Source organism: Aliiroseovarius sp. S2029 (assembly GCF_023195575.1).
Taxonomy (GTDB): Bacteria; Pseudomonadota; Alphaproteobacteria; order Rhodobacterales; family Rhodobacteraceae; genus Aliiroseovarius; species Aliiroseovarius zhejiangensis.
In genome coordinates this window covers 896232-915996 of sequence record NZ_JALPQE010000001.1, presented here as the reverse complement: position 1 = coordinate 915996, position 19765 = coordinate 896232, and the positions used below count along the sequence as shown (strand labels likewise).

Below are 19765 nucleotides of genomic sequence, written 5' to 3'. Positions count from 1 at the left end.
GCACCGTCGGTTCGGGCGTTGTGTCGAAAATCATCGAGTAAGAACGCCTCACGTTCTTGACCGGAAAGGGCGTCCCTCGGGACGCCCTTTTTTTTGTTTGGACTGACGTCCCTGGCGCCCTAACCGGTTTCAAAGCCTCTCAGCCATCCGCTGCACATTCCAGAAACCGCTCTGCCCGTGATTGGATGTCTTTCCACCCTGGCAACAGGTCGGCGTTGTAATCCAACACCACGTCCACACCGCTGCTGCGCAGTTGGTGCGTGCAGGTTTGCCGCTGTGCGGTTTCAGAGGCTGTACATTCTATGACGGCGCGCAAGGTGCCATCGGGGCGCAGGGCGGCAAAGCCGATACGGCGTGCCGGATCGGTCGTTGAAAGGCGGAACAGGCCAACCTCATTCGGGGCAGGGTCCAGCGGTGTCCGGGTCAGTTCATCCATCCTTGCTTCGAGGTTTGGAAGGTCGCTGATCAGCATGGTGACGAAGGCGCCCTGCAGGGTTCGGTCTTGCCGGGTGGCGGACAGCCGCAGCGCCTGTGCCCGGCTGACTGGCAGGAAGCTTTCCAGCATCATGCGCAAAAGAAGCGACCCGTGCCGCAGCCCGCTTTGCTGATCGGCGCGATCTTCCAGATAGGAACGCGGCAGGGCCAGTTGCACCTCGCCTTCGGCGCCCATGTCAAGATACAGCACCACCGTATCCGCATCGGCGGTGAACTGGTGACAGGGGTCCATTCTCGGAGTGGTCAGCAGTGCATCATAATCGGCCGCGTCCAAGGGCAAACTTTGGACGAGCGTGATGAGGCCGGAAAGGAGCAGGGCGCACAGGGTTTTCACCCCTCAACTATGCGCCCCTTGCGGGGTTTGGGCAAATCCTGAACGCTGGCAAGTGAGAGGAACACCACGGCAATCGGAAGCTCCGGCTCGCGCGAGCGGATTTATTTGGACGGGAGGGAAAAGCGCAGTTGCAATGTCTCCAACCCCGGATTGACGGGCACAATGTCGCCGTTCGAGCGATGATCCAGCGAAACGCTATATCGCAGACCGTCCGGCCGCTCGAATCCCGCGTCGACACCCGACCGGAACTCGACCGGGTGGCCCATGACGGGGCCATCACCGCGCAGCCACAGGCCGGGCATGAACGAAAGTTGAGCAAAAGACCGTCCGCCCCAAAGATGAAACGCGTTCACCGCGCCCAACCCGACCCAGACATCGCCCAGCGTATCCACGGACACGCCGATTGCCGGTTGGAACGGACCAATGCTGACGGGAAGGTCGTGACGATAATAGACCTCGGCTCCAATGGAATCGGCTTCAAAAATCACGTCGCCCGCCGATATGACGTGACGTGCCACGGTGGCTGCGGGTTTCATGCAGCCGGTGTGGCAGTGATTGACCCACATATCAATCAGCCCGGTCAGCAGAAACAAGACCGCGAGCGTGCCGTCCATGATACTTCCTTTCGTGTTCTCAGACAGTTACCCTTTTGCAGCGTCGATGTCACGCAGGTGACGACGCGACCGCATTTGTTCGGGTTTTTTTGCCGAATGCGCTTGTAGTCCTGAAATCACCGGCCTATATACACCGCATTGGCGCGGGATGGAGCAGCCCGGTAGCTCGTCAGGCTCATAACCTGAAGGTCGCAGGTTCAAATCCTGCTCCCGCAACCAATCAAACAGCAAAACCCCCGCAGGCTTCGCCGCGGGGGTTTTGCTTTTTTCGGGCTGCCGCTTTCAGGCGGCGCGGATCAAAGGCAGAGTTTGGCTGGACATGCGCAGCCTGGCAACTTACCGAGGTTGCGTATGAGATCAGATCTTCCCCCTTCCGCCCCGCAGCACCGCTTCGGCACGCCAGAGCATCACGACTTTCTGGTTGAAGATGCGCGGCGTCAATTCTCGTTCTTCAAAGCCAGCTTGCGGCCTGAGGGTGGGTTTTATGTGTTGGGGCATGACGGCACTCCACTGGGCAGCAATGTGCAGGAATTGCACACGACCACACGTCTGACGCACAGCTATGTGCTGGGAAAGCTCGCGGGGGCGGCGGGATGCGAGGCGGTGATTGAGGCCGGGATTGACTATCTTTGGCACCATCATCGCGACCCTGACCATGGTGGCTATCTTTGGGCCGTGAAGGGCGGCAAGGTGCATGATGCGCGCAAGCTGGCCTATGGGCATGTTTTCGTGCTGCTTGCCGGGGCCAGCGCCAAGCTGGCCGGACATCCTGATGCCGATCGCCTGATCCACGATGTGACCGAAACGTTGGAGCGCCGGTTTTGGGAGGACGATGCCGGCCTGTTCGCGGACGAATGGAACCGCGACTGGTCGCCCTTTTCAACCTATCGCGGGATGAACGCCAACATGCATGCTGTCGAGGCATTGCTGACCGCATACGAAGCCACCGGGTGGGATCAGTATCTTGTGAAGGCCGGGCGCATTCTGGCGTTCTTTATCGGCAGGATTGCTCCGTCCGAGGGGTGGCGGCTGCCAGAACACTATACCGCGGACTGGCAGGTGGACTGGACCTATAGCGGCAACCCGATGTTTCGCCCGGCGGGCACGACACCGGGCCATTCTTTCGAACTTGCCCGGTTGCTTTTGCAATACTGGGATCTGCGCGGGCGTCCCGATGACGGATCGCGCGACGCTGCCTGGGCGCTGACCGAACGTGCGTTGATGGACGGGTGGGATGCCGACAGAGGCGGCGTATATTACACGCTGGGTTTGGACGGCGCACCCGCGATCCGGGCCCGATACTGGTGGCCTGTCACCGAAGCCATCGGTGTGCTTGCCAGCTTTCTAAAGTTGGGCGGGACCGAGGAGCAAAGCGAATGGTACTCGCGTCTGTGGCGCTTTGCGGACGCCAGTTTCATCGACCATCAGCGCGGCGGATGGTATCCAGAGGTTGATGAACAAGGGCAACCGACCACCACCCAGTTTTCTGGCAAACCCGACATCTACCATGCGGTGCAAGCCTGCCTTTATCCCCTGACGCCTCGGTTGTCGCGCATGGCGACGGACCTTGATGGCGTTCTGGCCCGATAGTGCCCAAAAGCGGGCGGGCATGATGTGCATCAATGCGTGAAGAGCTTGAAAGGCGCAGGAACGCCGCAACCTGTACAGTTGGGGCGGACGGGATTGATTCGCTATACTGACGGCAAACCACCACTGAATGAGGTTCTTATGTATAAGAAAATTCTTGTCCCCATGGCGCTGGATCATGGCATCTCGTCCGAAACACTGGAAATCGCGCGCAGCCTGTTGGGCAAAGGCGGGTCAATCACTGCCCTCCATGTGCACGAAGTGCCGCAAGGGTCAGTCAGCGCCTATCTGAACGAGGACATCGTGCGCGCAGGCTTTGAACACGCCCGCAACGCGCTTGAGAAAAAAACCGAGGGCCTGAAAGGGGTGACATCTGTCCTTCTGAAAGGACACACTGCGCAGACCATCGTGGAATACGCGCGTGAACATGACATCGACTGCGTCGTGATCGGGTCGCACAAACCGGGGCTGAGTGACTTTTTCCTCGGCTCGACTGCGGCGCGTGTCGTGCGCCATTGCCCCTGTGCGGTGCACGTCCAGCGTTCGCGCGATTGATCCATCCGGCGCTTGTTTCCCACGATAGGACCCGCACGAAATGGTGCGGGTCGCTGTCTGTGCAGCACAGGTTACAGAACCTCGTGGAACAGCTTGGTCAGGTTGTCTTTGGTCAGTTCGATGGGGTTGCCCCCACATGACGGGTCGATCAGCGCGCCCTTGACCAAACTGTCGATATCCGGATCGCTCACCCCCAGATCGCTGATGCGTTTCGGAATGCCAAGGCTGTCGTTGAACTCCTGCACGAAGCGCTGGAACCCTTCGAAACCACCCTTGATGCCAAGGTATCCTGCGGCCAGATCGAAACGATCCTTGATCGCGGGCGCGTTGAGCCGCAGTACGGCGGGCATACAGATCGCATTCGTCGTGCCGTGATGCGTATGATACATCGCGCCGATCGGGTGGCTTAATGCATGGATCGCGCCCAACCCTTTCTGAAAGGCCGTCGCGCCCATCGCCGCCGCGCTCATCATGTTGGCGCGCGCATCAATGTCGCTGCCATCGGCATAAGCGCGGGGCAGGTTGTCGATCACCAGCTTCATCCCCTCAAGCGCGATGCCCTGGCTCATAGGGTGGTAATGGGGGCTTGAATAGGCCTCGACGCAATGGGCGAACGCATCCAGCCCGGTGCCAGCGGTGATGAGTTTCGGCATTCCAACGGTCAGTTCGGGGTCGCAAATGACGACGCTGGGCAACACCTTCGGGTGAAAGATGATCTTCTTCTCATGTGTTTGCGAATTGGTGATGACGCTGGCGCGCCCCACCTCGGACCCGGTGCCAGCAGTCGTTGGCACGGCGACGATGGGCGTGATGGCGTCTGCATCGGCCCGCGTCCACCAGTCACCGATATCCTCGAAGTCCCAGACCGGACGGGTTTGCCCGGCCATGAAGGCCACCATCTTGCCCAGATCCAGCCCTGATCCGCCGCCAAACGCGATCACACCATCATGTCCGCCCGCCTTGTAGGCTTCAACGCCAGCGGTAAGGTTCACCTCGTTCGGGTTCGGATCCACGTCCGAGAACAGACCTCGACCCAACCCGGCCGCGTCCAGGATGTCCAGCGTGTCGCGGGTGATCGGCAGGTCGGCCAATCCCTTATCTGTCACCAGAAGAGGGCGTTTGATGCCCGCCTGTGCACAGGCTTCGGGAAGTTCCTTGATGCGGCCTGCGCCGAATTTGATCGCGGTCGGATAGGACCAGTTACCAACAAGGCTCATGATGTTACCTTTTTCAGATGATAGGATTTGGGGCGGGTCAGGTTCTGATAGCCGATCACCGACAACCCCCCACCGCGCCCGGTGTTCTTGCAACCCGTCCAGCACAGGCCCGGGTCAAGATAATCGGCGCGGTTCATGAAGACCGTGCCGGTCTCGACCTGATCACCGACGGTTTGCGCACGTTCAAGGTCGCGCGTCCAGAGTGACGCGGTCAAACCAAACTCGCTGTCATTCATCAGGCGGATCGCTTCGGCATCGTCCTTGACGGGCATGATCCCGACAACGGGGCCGAAGCTCTCATCCCGCATCACCCGCATGTCATGGGTGACATTGGTCAGAATCTGCGGCGTCAGATAGGCGCCGCCATCATCTTCGGGGAAAGTGTCGATATGGGCGGTTGCCCCATCCGCCAGCGCCTCGTCGATCTGGGCGCGCACCTCGGCGGCAAAGCGAACATTGGCCATCGGGCCAAGCGTGGTGTCCGGGTCCAGCGGGTTGCCCAGCTTATAGCCCTTCACGATCTCGACCGCTTTGGCCACGAAGTCGTCAAACAGGCTTTCGTGTACATAGATCCGTTCGATCCCGCAGCAGCATTGCCCGGCGTTGAACATCGCCCCGTCGATCAGGGTGTCCACCGCTGCGTCCAGATCGGCGTCGTCCATCACATAACCGGGGTCCTTGCCACCAAGCTCTGTACCCACGCCGGTGAAGGTGCCAGCCGCAGCCCGCTCCATCGCCTGACCGCCACCGACCGAACCGGTGAAGTTCACGAAGTCGAACGCATTCCCCGCGATCAGGTCGTTGGTCACGTCATGCGACAAAAACACGTTCTGGAACACGTCCTCGGGCACGCCCGCCGAATGGAAGGCAGCGGCCATCCGTTCGCCGACCAAAAGCGTCTGGGTGGCGTGTTTCAAAACCACGGTATTGCCCGCGATCAGCGCGGGCGCCACCGAATTGATCGCGGTCATGTAGGGATAGTTCCACGGTGCCACCACGAACACCACGCCATGCGGCACCCGCCTGATATAGCGCTTGAACGACGCATCCTCGCCGACCTCGATGTCGGCCAGGGCCTCGGCCGCGATGTCGGCCATATGGCTGGCGCGCTCGTTGAACCCGCCGAACTCACCGCCATAGCGCACAGGGCGTCCCATCATATGGGCAAGTTCCGGCACGATTTCGTCATTCATCGCACCCACAGCGGCAACCCCCGCCATCACAAGGTCGATCCGCTCCTGAAGCGGTCGTGCCGCCCACTCTGCCTGTGCCTCACGCGCGCGTTTGGCGGCAGCAAACGCATCGTCGCGAGACATTGTCTCGCGCGTTGCAAAAACCGATCCATCAATCGGTGACACACATTTCAATTCCTGGCCCATGCGCCAATCCTTCATGTTTCTTCTGGCCGTAAATATCCCCGCCGGAGGCAAGAATCCCTTGTTTACGCCCTCTCAAACCCACGCGCGATTTCCCAATCAGTCACTACGCGTTCAAACTCTTCGATCTCGACCTCGGCGGCGCGGGTATAGTGATCGACGACCTCATCCCCCATCGCCGCCCGTAACATAGCCGACCCATGCAGTGCATCATGTGCCGCTTGCAGGTTGCCGGGGATCATCCCGGTATCGCCTTGATAGACATCGCCCACGGTTGGTTCTTGAAGCTTCAGCCCTTCCTCGATCCCCGCAATGCCAGCGGCCAACATCCCGGCGATGGCCAGATAGGGGTTCATGTCAGACCCGGGGATACGGCATTCCACACGCACCGCCTTGGTGCCCTCGCCACACAGCCGGAAGCCCGCCGTGCGGTTGTCCACCGACCATATGATCCGCGTTGGCGCAAAGGTGCCCTTCATGAACCGCTTGTAGCTGTTGATGTAAGGCGCCATGAAATAAGTGTAGTCCGGCGCGTATTTCAAAAGCCCGGCCATGTAGTTCTTCATCAGCGCCGACATGCCCAGCTTGTCGTCCGGATCTGCGAAGGCGGGCTGGCCATCTTTCCACAATGACATGTGCACATGGCTGGAGGAGCCAACCTTTTCGTGATGCCATTTCGGCAGGAAACTGGCGGCATGGCCCTGTTGCCATGCGATTTCCTTCACCGCGTGTTTGGCGATTGTGTGAAACGCTGCCGTCTCCATCGCGGGGGCGTATTTGATGTTCAGTTCTTCCTGCCCGCACTCAGCCTCGCCTTTCGAGTTCTCGATCGGCAGCCCGGCGTTCCACAGGTGATTGCGGATCGGCCGCATCACGTGTTCTTCCTTGGTGGTTTGCAGGATGTGGTAATCTTCGTTGTAACCCGAGATCGGGGCGAGGTTGCGGAACCCCTCTTTGCGGATTTCGTCAAAGCTCTTCTCGAACAGGAAAAACTCCAGTTCAGTGGCGCACATCGCGTCAAAGCCCATCTCGGTCAGACGTGCGACCTGCCGCTTCAGGATGGCGCGCGGTGAATGGGGCACGTCTTCGTGTGTGTGGTGATCCAGCACATCGCACAGCACCATCACGGTACCCTCAAGCCACGGCACCGGGCGCAGCGTGTCCAGATCGGGTTTCATCACATAGTCGCCATAGCCGCGTTCCCAACTGGTCGAGGCATAGCCATCCGGCGTCCCCATCTCCAGATCCGTGGCCAGAAGGTAGTTGCAGCAATGGGTTTCCTCCCAAGCGCCCGCAACAAAGTGGCCTGCGTGAAATCGTTTGCCCATCAGCCGGCCCTGCATGTCGACAAAGCACACCAGAACGGTGTCGACCTCGCCAGCGGCGGTTTGGGATTTCAGATCATCGAACGAAAGTGTGGGCGACATTTTGTGAAAACCTTTTGAAACAGTGCCGGGCGGCTCGGGCCGCCCGGCAGGATGCGTGATGCCATGCTTATCCGTAACGATACGGACGGCCAGCTTTTTGCATGTCCGCGTTGTACTTCTTGATGATGTCCACGACTTTCGCCTTGGTTTCGCTTTCCGCGGCAATCTCGTCCCAGAACTTGATCGCGGCTTCTTCGACCTGCGCCCATTCGGCGTCCGGGATGGTGGTCAGTTCCATCTTCGGCCCGTTCACGCGCAGGCTGGCTTCGCCGCCCCAGTACCACCACTGGCGATAATAGTGCGATTGATCGCAGCAAACACGGAACAGGGTTTTCAGATCGTCCGGCAATTCGTTCCAGCGATCCATATTGGCGAAGAACGACCCGGCCCAGGCGCCCGAGATGTTGTTGGTCAGGAAATAGTTGGTCACATCGGCCCAACCAACGGTGTAATCCTCGGTGATGCCAGACCAGGCGATGCCGTCCAATTCACCGGTCTGCACCGCGACCTCGATGTCCTCCCACGGCAGGGTGACAGGCACGACGCCGAACTGTGCCAGGAACCGACCAGCGGTCGGGAAGGTGAAAACGCGTTTGCCCTTCAGATCTTCAAGCGAGTTGATCGGGTCCTTGGTGGCAAAGTGGCACGGATCCCATGCGCCTGCGCTGATATGTTTCACCCCGACTGCGGAATATTCGGCGTCCCAGATCTCGTTCAGGCCGTATTGGTTGAACAGAACCGGCACGTCCAATGAATAGCGCGAGGCAAACGGGAAATAGCCGCCAAACACGGTCACTTCGGTCGGTGATGCCATCGAGTCATCGTCAGACTGCACTGCGTCGATCGTACCGCGCTGCATGGCCTGGAACAGTTCACCCGTGGGCACAAGCTGGTCGGCAAAGAACAGCTCGATCTGCATCTTGTCGCCCGCGATCTGGTTGAACATGTCGATGGCGGGCTTGACCACGTGTTCGGCCAGTGCAGGACCAGCATAGGTCTGCATCCGCCATTTGATCGTGGATTGCGCCAATGCGGGGGTCGCCAATGGGGCGGCCAGCGCACCGACACCGGCTCCGGCGATAAACTTGCGTCTTGTCGTCATTTTCTCTCTCCTTGTTGCAATGTTGCGGCCTGTTTCGTCAGGCTCTTTCCTCTAGTTTCCGTAAACCCACCCCGGCAGCCACAGCGCGATGTCGGGGAACAGGATGACCAGCGTCAGGGCCAGCACCATCACCAACACGAACGGCAGGATCGAGCCGTAGATATCGCGCAGCGTGATTTCCGGGGGCGCCATCGCGCGCATCAAAAACAGGTTATAGCCGAAGGGCGGCGTCATATAGGCAATCTGAGTCGTGATCGTATAGAGCACACCATACCAGATCAGATCGAACCCAAGGGCGGCGACCAGCGGCACATAAAGCGGGGCCACGATGACCAGCATCGCGGTGTCGTCCAGAAACGTGCCCATCAGGATGAAGCTCAGCTGCATCAGGATCAGGATGACCCACGGGTTCAAGCCCAGCCGTTCGGTGAACAGGGTCTCGATCGCCTTCACCGCGCCCAGCCCATCGAACACCGCGCCGAAGGCCAGCGCGGCCAGGATGATCCACATGAACATGCAACTGATACCCAGCGTCATGCGGACCGAGGTTTCAAATACTTCGCGGGTCATCCGTCCCTTCACGACCGCCGCCAGAAAGGCTGTCAGTGCGCCAATGGCCGAGCTTTCGACAAGCGAGGTCCAGCCATTCACAAAGGGCACCATCATCGCGGCAAAGATCACAAGCGGCAGCATCCCGGCGCGCAGAAGCGCCAGTTTCTCGGACATCGGAATGTCGCGGTCCTCTTTCGGCAGGGCAGGGCCAAGGGTAGGGTTCAGGTGGCAACGCACGGCGATGTAGATGATGAACATCGCGGCCATCATCAGGCCCGGAACGACACCGGCCAGCCACAATTGCCCAACAGGTTGCCGCGCTATCATCGCATACAGCACCAGCACCACCGATGGCGGCACCAGAATGCCCAAGGACGACCCAGCCTGAATGACCCCCGTCACCATTCGCTTGTCATAGTTCCGTTTCAGTAGCTCGGGCAGGGCAATCGTCGCGCCGATGGCCATGCCCGCGACGCTCAGCCCGTTCATCGCCGAGATCAGGACCATCAAGCCAATCGTGCCGATCGCCAACCCGCCTTTCAGCCCGCCCATCCAGACGTGGAACATCTTGTAAAGGTCGTCGGCGATTTTTGATTCCGACAGCACGTAGCCCATGAAGATGAACATCGGCAGGGTCAGAAGCGGGTACCATTTCATCAGTTTCATCGCGGACGAAAACGCGATGTCATACCCGCCCCGGTCGCCCCACAGCACCAGCGCCGCAATCACGGCAACAAAGCCGATGGCGCCGAACACGCGCTGCCCGGTCAGAAGCATCGCCATCATGGTTGCGAACATGAAGATCGCAATCATCTCATACGACATTGTTGATCTCCTCACCGCGCAGGCGCAGAATGTCTTTGAACAGTTCGGAAATGGCTTGCAGCAGCATCAGGGTGATGCCGGTGCACATGATCACCTTGATGGGCCAAAGATAGGGGCGCCACGCGGTCGGGCTGCGTTCGCCTCCGTATTTGAAGGAATAGGCGGTGCTGTCGATCCCGCCCCACAACAGGATCGCCAGATAGAAGATCAGGAACAGGACCGTGACGGTATCCACCGCAGCCTTTCGCCGTGTGCTCCAGCTGCCATACAGAAGGTCCATCCGCACATTCGACCCCATCTGGATCGAGTATGGTCCGCCCAAAATGTAGTAGGCGACCATCGCAAACTGCGCCATTTCCAGCGTCCAGAGCGACGGGTTGAAAAAGGTCTTCGAGATCGAGGACCACAGCAGGATCGCCATCATGACGAAGATGCCATACATGGTCACCCGCCCGATGCGATAGTTGATCTGGTCAACAAAGCTGATGAATTTGCGAAGTGCAGTCATGTTTTGACAGCTTCCGATGAGGTGAGGTTTGCCATGACCTGTTTCAGCGTTTTGGCGAGGTGATCGGCCATGGCTTCGGCGGTTGCGGGTGTGTCGATTAAATCGTTGCGGATTTCGATCATGACATTGTCCAGCCCACGCGATTCGGCATGTTTGGCCAGCGAATAGGTCACGCCGTCGCGCGCCGCATAGGGTTCGTTGATCGCGGTCTGAAAGACGCCCTGTTCTTGTTCGATTTTCAGGGCCGCTTCGGCTGCGCGGCTGTTTCTGTCGTGCAGATAGCCGATGTCCAGCGTCCTGCGTTGCCCATGATAAACGGGGGTGAAACTGTGCACCGTGACCAGCAGGATCGGCGCATCGGATCGCGCAAGCTGCCGGTCGATCGCCTGATCGACCACCGCATGAAACGGGGTGTGAACGGTGTCGAAACGTTGCTGCTTTTTGGCATCGCTAAGGCCGGCATTGCCCGGTATGTCGATCAACTCGCTTCGAGCCGGGATGCAATCGGGGGCTTCCAACGGACGATTGCAGTCGTAAACCAGGCGCGAGACCTGACCGGCGACAAGGGGGGCATCCAGTCGGGTGCTCAGGCACTTTGCCACGTCCAACGCCCCGATATCCCAGGCGGCGTGTGACAGCAGAGCATCGCCCTCCAGCCCGAGCGCACCGTATTCGGGCGGAATGAAATGGGATGCGTGCTCGCAGACCAGCACTATGGGCGCCATGCCCGCAGCACCGATCAGCGCGGCCGCCGGCCAAGCTGTTCCGAGCATTCTCCTTGCCCCCCTGTTTGTCGTTATGTAATTATCACTACACCGAGTCTGCTTGTGTCAAGATGTATTCTGTAGTTATTGCTACAGCGCCGAGATCTATGATTGGAATGATAACAAATGGGAAAGAAACCCCTCGTCAAAGATCTGATCCGGGAAAAGCAGGACGAATTGACGGCGGCTGAACGGCGCCTGACCGCAACACTTCTGGATGACAGTTTGGTGGCGGGGTTGCAGTCGATCACAAAGCTGGCTGAAAGCGCCGAGGTGTCAACGCCCACGATCATTCGGCTGGCACGCAAGCTGGGCTATCAGGGTTTTCCTGACCTGCAAGACGCCATCCGCGAAGAAATAGCAGCCCGGATGAAAGAGCCGCTGGCCAAGCTGGAAACCGCGGAACTGTCGGCGGGCAAGGACCATATCGTCAGCCGCTTTGCCGAAGCCGTTTCCCGCAATATCAATCGCAGCCTCGAAAGGCTGGATCTGGACGAATTTGACAAGGCGGCGGCACTTTTGTCTGACCCAAACCGGCGACTCTATTTGCTGGGGGGGCGGATCACCCGGTCAAACGCGCATTATTTCTTCAACCACCTTCAGATCATTCGCCCCGGTGTCGCGCAGTTGGATTTTTCGCCCAGCGTCTGGCCGCAATCGCTGCTGGATATGGACGAAAACGCAACGCTGATCGTGTTCGACATTCGCCGCTATGAAAAAGAGTTGGAACGTCTGGCAAAGCTGGTGGTCGACCAGGGGGCGAATGTGGTGTTGTTCACCGATCAGTGGGGATCCCCGATCGAACGCTATGCCACTTTCTGTTTCCGCAGCATGGTCGAGGTCCCGTCAAGCTGGGATTCGACGCTGGCCATCAACTTCCTGATCGAGGCATTGGTGGCCGAAATCCAAAGCCGCAGCGACAGCACGGACCGGATCACGGCCCTTGAAGAGATGATCGGGGAATCACGAATTTTCCGTAGCAACTGACTTTGGAGGCACCTGACGCGCCGCGTGAATGCAACATTTCCGATGCGGTCAGCTCAGCTGGCTTCAGGTTTGTCGATCAGGCCCTGCATCTTGCCAATCGCCGAGCGCATGAGTTCTTCCAATCCCATGCGCACCGTGTCCGCGAGGGCGACGAACTGATCCATCGCGGGCCGGATGGCGGGAATACGCTCCCCGATGACCGGCGCAAAGATGTAAAGGATGGCCAGCAGACAGGCCAGGGCAACGACAAGGATAAAGCCGCGACGGAACCCGCCGGTTGCCGCTTCGGCCCCGTCTGCGGGGGGCGTGGCGACCTCGGACGGTTCGTCCGCAGGGGCATCCAGGGTCGAGTTGATTTCCTCGATATCCGGAAGGACGTTGCGGGCCTTGATGTCGTCGGATGTCGTTGCAGCGTCGTCCTCGATCGCTGCTTGTTCATCCGCCATCATCTTGTCGATGTTGTCGGAGGTGGTCGCCGGGGCGTCGTCCAGCCCCAGGTCGGGCTGGGTTTCCAGACCCTCGCGTTCGCTTTCGCGGGCCTTGCGTTCGCGCTCGGCCTCTTCTTGCAGGATCGAGCGGACGTCGTCGTCCAGCTGCCGTGCAGGCGGGGTATCCGCGACGCTGCCTTCGGACGGAATGTCCTTGGACGCGTCCGCTGTGTCTGCCGGGGGCGCATCCTCGTCGGGTGCATCCACGGGCGCATCCTCGACTTCGCTGATGGGTGCGGTTGGCGTTTCTTCCGCCACGTCATCCAGTTCGTCGATGTCGTCGAATGGGGAAGGCGCGCTGGCCTTTTCCGCAGCCGCTTTTTCTGCGCTGGGCGGCAACTGAAACCAACCATGTCCGCAATTTGAACATTGAACGTCGCGCCCGGTTTCGGGCATCACACGGTCATCTACTTCGTACTGCGCGCCGCAACTTGGGCAAACCAGACGCATATGCTTTCCTCGATCCCCGGCATTCGACCCGGGTTTTTCCTGCCACTTCGACCTCAATATGCCAGTTTCCCGGCGAAAATCAAATCATTGCAAGCAGTGCATTGAAACAAACGCATGGCTGAGGCAAAACTGTCGCCAAACAGAGGTGAGGGCATCGTGTGATCGAACTGGAACAAGTGTCCTACGGATATGGGGGCAGCACTCTTTTATCCGACATTTCCATGAAACTTGCACCGGGGTCGTTCCACTTTCTGACAGGTCCGTCAGGGGCCGGGAAAACGACTCTGATCAAGCTGTGCTATGCCGAACTGACTGCCACACGGGGGCGGGTGTCGCTGTTTGATCAGGATACGCAACAGATGTCGCGCGACGATGTTGCCAGGGCGCGACGGCGGATCGGTGTGGTGCATCAGGATTGCCAGTTTCTGGATCATCTGAACGTCGCCGAAAACGTCTCTCTTCCGCTGACTGTGTCCGGGCGAAGCCTTGAACACCCGTCCGAACTGGACGACCTGCTGGCCTGGGTCGGATTGACCCCGCAGCGCGATGCGAAACCGCCGGAGTTGTCGGGTGGCGAACGGCAAAGGGCGGCGCTTGCCCGTGCGGTGGTGATGTCGCCCGATGTCATCCTGGCCGATGAGCCCACCGGAAACGTCGATTGGGATATGTCGCTGCGCCTTCTGCGCCTGCTGGTCGAGTTGAACAAGATGGGCAAGACGGTGCTGATTGCCACCCATGACATGAACCTGATCCGATCTGCCAAGGCGCAGATACAAGCCCGGGTGCTGCGCATATCGAACAAGCAGCTTCATCAGGCGGGGGCGGATCTATGAACGCGCGACTGGAGACCTTCCTGCATTTTCTTGCCGGGGACGCGCAGGCAGACCGGCTTGTGCCCCCGACCGGCTATACCGCCCGCCTGACGGTGTTCGCCGCCGCGTCGATGGCGTTTCTGGCCGTCTTCGCACTGGCCTTATCGCTCGCGACGGGCCGGGTGGCGGATCGATGGGGCGAGGCGCTGGCCAAAAGCTCGACCATCCGCATAAACGCGCCGGTTGACCAGATGGACGCGCAGGTTCTGACCGTGATGGACATCCTGGCCACCACACCGGGGATCGGGAATGCCCGCCCCCTGAGCGATGACGAGCAGCGCGCCCTGCTTGCCCCGTGGTTCGGTCCTGATCTGCCACTGGATCAGTTGCCCATTCCCCGGCTGATCGAAGTGATCGAGGAGGGCGATGGATTCGATGCCGAAGGGCTGCGCGCCCGATTGGCGGGCGAGGCGCCCGGGGCGATCCTGGACGATCACACCCGTTGGCGTGAACCGCTGGTCAGGGCCGCCAAGCGCCTGCGCGCGCTGGGCTTTGTGTCCATCGTCCTGATTGGCGCCCTGGCAGGCGTGGTGATCACGCTGGCGGCGTCGGCGGCGCTGGCCGCCAATGAGCAGGTGATCCGTGTGTTGCGCCTTGTGGGGGCGCAGGACAACTATATCGCAAATGCGTTCGTGCGTCGCTACACCCTGCGCGCGCTGGGTGGCGCGTCTGTCGGGACGGTTCTGGGGGCGTTGGCCGTGTTTCTGATGCCCTCGTCGGGCGAGCAGGGAAATTTCCTGACTGATCTGGGGTTTGAAGGCTGGCAGTGGTTGTGGCCGTTGCTGATCCCGCCACTTGCTGCCCTTGTGGCATTTGCCGCCACGCGGCAGACTGCCCGGACCGTGTTGCAGGAGAAACGCTGATGCGCCACGCATTCCAATGGCTGCGGTCACTTGTGTTCATTGTGCAGATGTATCTGATGATGGCGGTGCTGGCCGTGTTTTTCACACCGCTGGCGATCCTGAAGCGTGACTATGCGTTTTCGGCGATCCACACCTATTGCCGCTGGGTTCGTTGGACAGCAGGCTGGATGGTGGGTTTGAAGACCGAAATTCGTGGCGAGGCGCCGACGGATGAGGTGGTGATTGCATCCAAGCACCAGAGTTTTCTGGACATCATCATGATCACCTCGGCCGTGCCGCGCCCGAAGTTCATCATGAAGAAACAACTGAAATGGGCCCCGATCCTCGGCTACTATGCCTATCGTATCGGCTGCGTTGCCGTTGACCGGGGCAAACGCGGGGCCGCGATCAAACAGATGCTGGCAGACGTGAAATCGGGGGCTGCTCTGCCGGGGCAATTGATCATTTTTCCGCAAGGCACGCGCGTCGGGGCGGGCGAGACCAAGCCCTACAAGATCGGCACTGGTGTTCTGTATCGCGAAACCGGGCAACCCTGCGTGCCGGCTGCGACCAATGTGGGCGTGTTCTGGAAGCGCCACGGCATCATGCGCCATCCCGGCCTTGCTGTGGTGGAGTTCCATCCCCGCATCGAGCCGGGGCTTGAGTTGAATGATTTCATGAAACAGCTCGAAGACACGATCGAGACCGGATCAAATGCGCTGATGCGGGAAGCAGGGATGAAAGTGGGTGTATGATGGATTACCTGGAGACGGTTGAAGAGCTTGAGGCGCTGTATGGCACCCCGGTCGAGATGGCGGTCCGGAAAGTAACGGATCACCTGACATCGGCGTATCGGACCTGGATCGAAGCCTCGCGATTTTGCGTGTTGACCACAGTGGGACCGGAAGGCACCGATGGCAGCCCGCGCGGGGATGACGGGTCTGTGGTGACAGTGCTTGATCCGCGGACGCTCGCCCTGCCGGATTGGCGTGGAAACGAACGGATCGACAGCCTTCGCAACATCGTCCGCGACCCGCGCGTGTCGCTGATGTTCATGGTGCCGGGGTCAAAGAATGTGATGCGCGTGAATGGACAGGCACGCCTGACAACTGATGCCGACCTGCGGGCGAGGTTCGACAAGGGCGGCAAGCAGCCCCGCGTTGTGATCGTGATCCGTATTCACGAGGTCTATCCCCAGTGCGCGCGCGCGATCGTGCGATCAAATCTATGGTCCGGCGGGGATGACAGTGCCGGGTTGCCGACAATCGGTCAGATGATGACCGACCTGACTTCGGGCGCATTCGACGGCGCGGCTTACGACAGGGACTGGCCTGCGCGCGCCAAGTCGACGATGTGGTGAGCCGGTGATCGACCGTCAAATGTCCGGCATTGATGGCGTTGTGGAAGGGGCGGCAAGGTGAAACTTGCATTTGAACAGGCATCTGGACACTAACCAGCTGCGCAAATCCTTGGCATTCGTTTCAATTCGGTGCCGCGTTCGCTGCTAAATCTTCAATTCGAACGAAGCCCGCCCAAATCTCGACAAAAAAAACGCAGTATCGGAAACGAATTGTTTCTAAGTTGGTTTGGTCGAGAGGGAAGTCCATGAAGGAAGAAGCCATCTCTGTTGCATTTGTTTTGCCATGTTTGAATGAGGCGGCAACGCTGGAAAAATGTGTGCGCAGGGCAAAGGAGGCATTGGTCGAAATTCAGGGGAGGTTCGGCCTTTCTGGGGAAGTTGTTGTTGCGGACAATGGCAGCACCGATGGCAGTCAGGAAATCGCCAGGAGCGCGGGAGCGCGTGTTGTTGATGTGGCGGAGCGCGGATATGGCGCAGCCTTGATCGCTGGTTTTCGCGCCGCGAAGTCGCAGTACCTTGTGATGGGCGACAGTGACTGTTCCTATGATTTTGTCGAAGCGGTCCCGATGATCGAGAAGCTGTTGAATGGCGCCGATTTGTGTATGGGCAATCGGTTTCGTGGCGGCATCAAGCCCGGCGCCATGCCGTGGAAGAACCGATATATCGGCAATCCCGCGCTTTCTGGTATTCTGCGCTTTTTGTTCAAGACCAGGATCGGCGATGCTCATTGCGGGCTGCGTGCATTGACGACTCCTGCGTTGGAGCGTCTGAACCTGTCCTCGACGGGGATGGAATTTGCTTCGGAAATGCTTCTGAAATCGGTCTTGCTGGATTACAAGATCGAAGAAGTTCCGGTCACTTTGTCCCCTGACGAACGTGGTCGCCCCCCTCATCTGAACCCGTGGCGCGACGGCATGCGCCACTTGATTTATATGCTTCTGCTCAGCCCAAGCTGGCTGTTCATGGTTCCGGGTTTGGCGCTTGGGCTATTTGGATTGGTGATGATGACTGCGTTGCTCGCGGTCGGTGGTGATGAACTGGTTCAGATCGGGAACCTCTTCTTTGGCAGCCATTGGGCAGTCCTGGCCAGTGCTGCAATGATTATTTCGGTTCAGACAATCGCGATAGGCTTGTTCGCCCAGCTTTACAACTACCGGGAACGTATCCGGCAACCTGGCAAACGCGTGCGTGCATTCCTGAATGCGTCGCGGCTTGAGTATTGGCTGCTGGCGGGCCTCCTTTTGATTGCAGGTGGGATCACGTGGATCAGCACGATCACCTTTGGCTGGATCGCGTCGGACTATGCGGGCTTGAGTGCAATGCGGTCGATGATCGCCGCAGGAACGATGTGCGTGATTGGCGCACAGGTGTTCTTTTCCGGGTTCCTCATGTCAGTGGTGTCGGGAAACCGTTCTAGGCATCAGCTCGCCATCCGGGCCTGAGCCGCACGGTCAGCAAGCATGATGAGAGGGAAAAGGATCATAGGCAGCATTGAAGCTGAACGAAGCAGACTGTGGATTGCGTTGACGATTGCCGCTGCCGCCATCCTGGGCTTGGTCATTCTGTTTCAGGGCAGCGGAGCGTCGACAGCGGATTTTCTGGCCTTGTGCGCTCGTGTACCGCTTTGGGCCTATAGCGTTATCGCTCTTGTCCAGGCTGCTATCGTTGTGTTGGCGGCGGTGCGATGGATCGTGCTATTGAAAGCGGTGTTCCCAGATGGTGAAACCCTTTCTCTTCGACATGCTACGGCGGCGACGGCGACGGCGGCTATTGCCGGGCAGTTTCTGCCGATCCAACTGTGCACTCCGATCATTCGCGCGTGGTTCGCAAGACGGTTCAACATCCCGCTTTTACGATCCGTAGGGACGTCCGCCTTAGAACAGACTTTTCAGCTTTTGGTGTTGGTTAGTGCAGCCGTTCTTAGTTTCCTGTTCCTGGTACCCGCGCTTGACTGGAGGTTCGATATGATCCTCGCGATCCTCGCCCTGCTCCTGATGGTTGTCTTTGTGAGATTTGCCATCCAGCTGCTGTCGAAAATCTTGTCACGCCTTGCGGATCAAGGAACGTCATTTCTTTCAACGATGGCTACAAGTGTGCGTCACGGTCTTGAGCGGACGGCACGACTGCCAGATCGCATCCTGACGACAATCACCACTCTGAGCCTGTTAGGGTATGTGTTGTTGACCGCGCTGAATGTTCTGCTGCTCAGCTTCATCGCGGATGTGGACATCCTCCCGCTTCTTATCGCCTATCCGCTGGTGCTGTTTCTGATGTCGCTTCCCGTTTTTCCGGGCGGGCTGGGAGTGGTGGAAGTGACATGGGCTGGTGTGCTGGCGAAGGAAGGCTTGCCCTTCGATCAAGCGGTTGAGGCCGCGTTGGCGTTGCGCGTCATCTCGACACTTGGATTTTTTCTGGCCGCTCCGTTTCTTCTTGCAGGTTTTCAATCGCAGAATCGGGGTGCGGCGTGAGGCTGCCCTGGCTATCCGTCATCATGCCCGTGTTCAACGGTCGGGCAACGCTAAACGACGCCTTGTCATCCCTCGCAGATCAATGTGACGGGATCGAGATCATTGCTGTCGATCAGGGTTCAACAGATGGCAGTCGGGATGTTCTTCAAGCGGCGCAGACTTCGCTTCCAATCCGCATTATCGACAATCCCGAAGGCAAGTCCTGGACCGAGAATACGAATATCGGTTTGCGAGCAGCCAGCGCGCCGCTCGTCACTATGTTGCACCAAGATGATATCTGGGCGAATGGGCGCGCAGCGCTTCTGAAAGACATGAGCAACCGGCATCAAGATGTCGACATCTGGGTGCATGGTGCGGCCCTGATTGACGAACAAGGAAGAACCATCGGTCAAATGGGTCCACCCTTCGGAAATGCGCGCCGCGCCCTGCACTGCGAGCAAGCGCTTTCCCACCTGATCGTACAGAATACCATCGCGCTGCCGTCTGTCATGTTTCGGCGTGATGTTGCGCTACACAAGGGAGGGCTGGACGAAGAGCTTTGGTACACCGCGGACTGGGACCTTTGGCTGGATCTTGCCGAAAACGGTCTGGTCTGGGATCCAGCGTGTGCCGCTGCGTTTCGCATTCATGCCTCGTCGTTGACCATGACGGGTTCGCGGGATCTTCACGCTTTTAGGCATCAGTTGGATGTACCGCTTGACCGCCATCTGCCCAATCTTCCAGAACGGCTGGCGACGCGTCTGCGCAGACTTGCTCAAGCGTCGAATGCGCTCAATGTCTGTTTGGCAGGTCTCCACCATCGAAGCATACATGGTGTCGGTCGAGCCCTTAGCAGCTTTCTTATGCTTGGACCACTCGAGTGGCGCAGGTTTTTCATCAGCACCCAAATCAAGAACAGATTGGCACCCCGGCTTAAGCTGGCACTAAAACGAGGAACATGAA

Annotated in this window: 20 protein-coding genes and 1 tRNA gene; 11 read left to right on the top strand and 10 right to left on the bottom strand. The window is 59.1% G+C overall.

Features of this window, described 5'->3' with window-relative positions; translation table 11 throughout:
- Positions 1-139: 139 nt before the first annotated feature.
- Together MUY21_RS04585 and MUY21_RS04580 are read right to left on the bottom strand one after the other, a co-directional pair.
- Complete coding sequence (locus MUY21_RS04585) at positions 140-727, bottom strand: hypothetical protein (RefSeq protein WP_248409159.1); 588 nt, start codon at positions 725-727, stop codon at positions 140-142.
- Positions 728-930: 203 nt separating this feature from the next.
- Entirely contained in the window at positions 931-1443 is a 513-nt protein-coding gene (locus tag MUY21_RS04580; RefSeq protein WP_248409158.1) for an acyloxyacyl hydrolase, read from the bottom strand.
- A gap of 142 nt (positions 1444-1585) precedes the next feature.
- On the opposite strand from MUY21_RS04580, the gene MUY21_RS04575 reads away from it, so the two are divergent.
- From MUY21_RS04575 to MUY21_RS04565, 3 genes are all read left to right on the top strand, one after another.
- A tRNA-Met gene (locus MUY21_RS04575) sits at positions 1586-1662 on the top strand.
- Positions 1663-1794: 132 nt separating this feature from the next.
- Positions 1795-3033, top strand: a complete 1239-nt coding sequence (locus MUY21_RS04570) for an AGE family epimerase/isomerase (protein WP_248409157.1) — start codon at positions 1795-1797, stop codon at positions 3031-3033.
- Positions 3034-3171: 138 nt separating this feature from the next.
- Complete coding sequence (locus tag MUY21_RS04565) at positions 3172-3585, top strand: universal stress protein (protein ID WP_248409156.1); 414 nt, start codon at positions 3172-3174, stop codon at positions 3583-3585.
- A 71-nt stretch (positions 3586-3656) separates the two neighbouring features.
- Here the strand turns inward: MUY21_RS04565 and MUY21_RS04560 are convergent, their stop codons facing one another.
- From MUY21_RS04560 to MUY21_RS04530, 7 genes are all read right to left on the bottom strand, one after another.
- Positions 3657-4802 (bottom strand): iron-containing alcohol dehydrogenase, encoded by a 1146-nt coding sequence (locus MUY21_RS04560; protein ID WP_248409155.1) that lies wholly within the window; start codon positions 4800-4802, stop codon positions 3657-3659.
- A complete protein-coding gene (locus tag MUY21_RS04555) occupies positions 4799-6181 on the bottom strand; it encodes an aldehyde dehydrogenase family protein (protein ID WP_248409154.1) in 1383 nt (460 codons plus the stop codon). The genes MUY21_RS04560 and MUY21_RS04555 overlap by 4 nt, the downstream gene beginning before the upstream one ends.
- Before the next feature lie 62 nt (positions 6182-6243).
- Positions 6244-7605: a glutamine synthetase family protein gene (locus tag MUY21_RS04550; RefSeq protein ID WP_248409153.1), complete on the bottom strand. Its 1362-nt coding sequence runs from the start codon at positions 7603-7605 to the stop codon at positions 6244-6246.
- A 67-nt stretch (positions 7606-7672) separates the two neighbouring features.
- On the bottom strand, positions 7673-8707 hold the full coding sequence (locus MUY21_RS04545) for a TRAP transporter substrate-binding protein (RefSeq protein ID WP_248409152.1): 1035 nt from the start codon (positions 8705-8707) through the stop codon (positions 7673-7675).
- A gap of 51 nt (positions 8708-8758) precedes the next feature.
- Complete coding sequence (locus tag MUY21_RS04540) at positions 8759-10084, bottom strand: TRAP transporter large permease subunit (RefSeq protein WP_191286642.1); 1326 nt, start codon at positions 10082-10084, stop codon at positions 8759-8761.
- The gene (locus MUY21_RS04535) at positions 10074-10592 is read right to left on the bottom strand and encodes a TRAP transporter small permease subunit (RefSeq protein ID WP_248409151.1); all 519 of its coding nucleotides are present in this window, start codon (positions 10590-10592) and stop codon (positions 10074-10076) included. Before MUY21_RS04535 ends, MUY21_RS04540 begins: the two co-directional genes overlap by 11 nt.
- Positions 10589-11365 (bottom strand): N-formylglutamate amidohydrolase, encoded by a 777-nt coding sequence (locus MUY21_RS04530; RefSeq protein WP_248409150.1) that lies wholly within the window; start codon positions 11363-11365, stop codon positions 10589-10591. Before MUY21_RS04530 ends, MUY21_RS04535 begins: the two co-directional genes overlap by 4 nt.
- A 117-nt stretch (positions 11366-11482) precedes the next feature.
- Here MUY21_RS04530 and MUY21_RS04525 point away from each other — a divergent pair, with 117 nt between their 5' ends.
- Positions 11483-12343, top strand: a complete 861-nt coding sequence (locus tag MUY21_RS04525; RefSeq protein ID WP_191286639.1) for a MurR/RpiR family transcriptional regulator — start codon at positions 11483-11485, stop codon at positions 12341-12343.
- A 53-nt stretch (positions 12344-12396) separates the two neighbouring features.
- Here the strand turns inward: MUY21_RS04525 and MUY21_RS04520 are convergent, their stop codons facing one another.
- Positions 12397-13281 (bottom strand): zinc-ribbon domain-containing protein, encoded by an 885-nt coding sequence (locus MUY21_RS04520; protein ID WP_248409149.1) that lies wholly within the window; start codon positions 13279-13281, stop codon positions 12397-12399.
- A 158-nt stretch (positions 13282-13439) separates the two neighbouring features.
- Here MUY21_RS04520 and MUY21_RS04515 point away from each other — a divergent pair, with 158 nt between their 5' ends.
- The 7 genes from MUY21_RS04515 (at position 13440) to MUY21_RS04485 (ending at position 19764) form a co-directional block, all read left to right on the top strand.
- Positions 13440-14114: an ATP-binding cassette domain-containing protein gene (locus MUY21_RS04515; protein ID WP_191286637.1), complete on the top strand. Its 675-nt coding sequence runs from the start codon at positions 13440-13442 to the stop codon at positions 14112-14114.
- Positions 14111-15016, top strand: a complete 906-nt coding sequence (locus MUY21_RS04510; RefSeq protein WP_248409148.1) for an FtsX-like permease family protein — start codon at positions 14111-14113, stop codon at positions 15014-15016. The genes MUY21_RS04515 and MUY21_RS04510 overlap by 4 nt, the downstream gene beginning before the upstream one ends.
- Positions 15016-15750, top strand: a complete 735-nt coding sequence (locus tag MUY21_RS04505; protein WP_248409147.1) for a lysophospholipid acyltransferase family protein — start codon at positions 15016-15018, stop codon at positions 15748-15750. The genes MUY21_RS04510 and MUY21_RS04505 overlap by 1 nt, the downstream gene beginning before the upstream one ends.
- Complete coding sequence (locus MUY21_RS04500) at positions 15750-16355, top strand: pyridoxamine 5'-phosphate oxidase family protein (RefSeq protein ID WP_248409146.1); 606 nt, start codon at positions 15750-15752, stop codon at positions 16353-16355. Before MUY21_RS04505 ends, MUY21_RS04500 begins: the two co-directional genes overlap by 1 nt.
- Before the next feature lie 245 nt (positions 16356-16600).
- A complete protein-coding gene (locus MUY21_RS04495) occupies positions 16601-17797 on the top strand; it encodes a glycosyltransferase family 2 protein (protein WP_282568917.1) in 1197 nt (398 codons plus the stop codon).
- An 18-nt stretch (positions 17798-17815) separates the two neighbouring features.
- Positions 17816-18823, top strand: coding sequence for a flippase-like domain-containing protein (locus MUY21_RS04490; protein WP_248409144.1), 1008 nt, complete (start codon positions 17816-17818; stop codon positions 18821-18823).
- Positions 18820-19764, top strand: coding sequence for a glycosyltransferase (locus MUY21_RS04485; RefSeq protein ID WP_248409143.1), 945 nt, complete (start codon positions 18820-18822; stop codon positions 19762-19764). Before MUY21_RS04490 ends, MUY21_RS04485 begins: the two co-directional genes overlap by 4 nt.
- Position 19765 lies beyond the last annotated feature (1 nt).

Coding starts and splice junctions, on each gene's coding strand:
- MUY21_RS04505 (WP_248409147.1), top strand. CDS start 15,016: ATGCGCCACGCATTCCAATGGCTGCGGTCACTTGTGTTCATTGTGCAG.
- MUY21_RS04490 (WP_248409144.1), top strand. CDS start 17,816: ATGATGAGAGGGAAAAGGATCATAGGCAGCATTGAAGCTGAACGAAGC.
- MUY21_RS04570 (WP_248409157.1), top strand. CDS start 1,795: ATGAGATCAGATCTTCCCCCTTCCGCCCCGCAGCACCGCTTCGGCACG.
- MUY21_RS04565 (WP_248409156.1), top strand. CDS start 3,172: ATGTATAAGAAAATTCTTGTCCCCATGGCGCTGGATCATGGCATCTCG.
- MUY21_RS04510 (WP_248409148.1), top strand. CDS start 14,111: ATGAACGCGCGACTGGAGACCTTCCTGCATTTTCTTGCCGGGGACGCG.
- MUY21_RS04525 (WP_191286639.1), top strand. CDS start 11,483: ATGGGAAAGAAACCCCTCGTCAAAGATCTGATCCGGGAAAAGCAGGAC.
- MUY21_RS04535 (WP_248409151.1), bottom strand. CDS start 10,592: ATGACTGCACTTCGCAAATTCATCAGCTTTGTTGACCAGATCAACTAT.
- MUY21_RS04545 (WP_248409152.1), bottom strand. CDS start 8,707: ATGACGACAAGACGCAAGTTTATCGCCGGAGCCGGTGTCGGTGCGCTG.
- MUY21_RS04585 (WP_248409159.1), bottom strand. CDS start 727: ATGGACCCCTGTCACCAGTTCACCGCCGATGCGGATACGGTGGTGCTG.
- MUY21_RS04520 (WP_248409149.1), bottom strand. CDS start 13,281: ATGCGTCTGGTTTGCCCAAGTTGCGGCGCGCAGTACGAAGTAGATGAC.
- MUY21_RS04500 (WP_248409146.1), top strand. CDS start 15,750: ATGGATTACCTGGAGACGGTTGAAGAGCTTGAGGCGCTGTATGGCACC.
- MUY21_RS04540 (WP_191286642.1), bottom strand. CDS start 10,084: ATGTCGTATGAGATGATTGCGATCTTCATGTTCGCAACCATGATGGCG.
- MUY21_RS04555 (WP_248409154.1), bottom strand. CDS start 6,181: ATGGGCCAGGAATTGAAATGTGTGTCACCGATTGATGGATCGGTTTTT.
- MUY21_RS04550 (WP_248409153.1), bottom strand. CDS start 7,605: ATGTCGCCCACACTTTCGTTCGATGATCTGAAATCCCAAACCGCCGCT.
- MUY21_RS04560 (WP_248409155.1), bottom strand. CDS start 4,802: ATGAGCCTTGTTGGTAACTGGTCCTATCCGACCGCGATCAAATTCGGC.
- MUY21_RS04495 (WP_282568917.1), top strand. CDS start 16,601: ATGAAGGAAGAAGCCATCTCTGTTGCATTTGTTTTGCCATGTTTGAAT.
- MUY21_RS04530 (WP_248409150.1), bottom strand. CDS start 11,365: ATGCTCGGAACAGCTTGGCCGGCGGCCGCGCTGATCGGTGCTGCGGGC.
- MUY21_RS04580 (WP_248409158.1), bottom strand. CDS start 1,443: ATGGACGGCACGCTCGCGGTCTTGTTTCTGCTGACCGGGCTGATTGAT.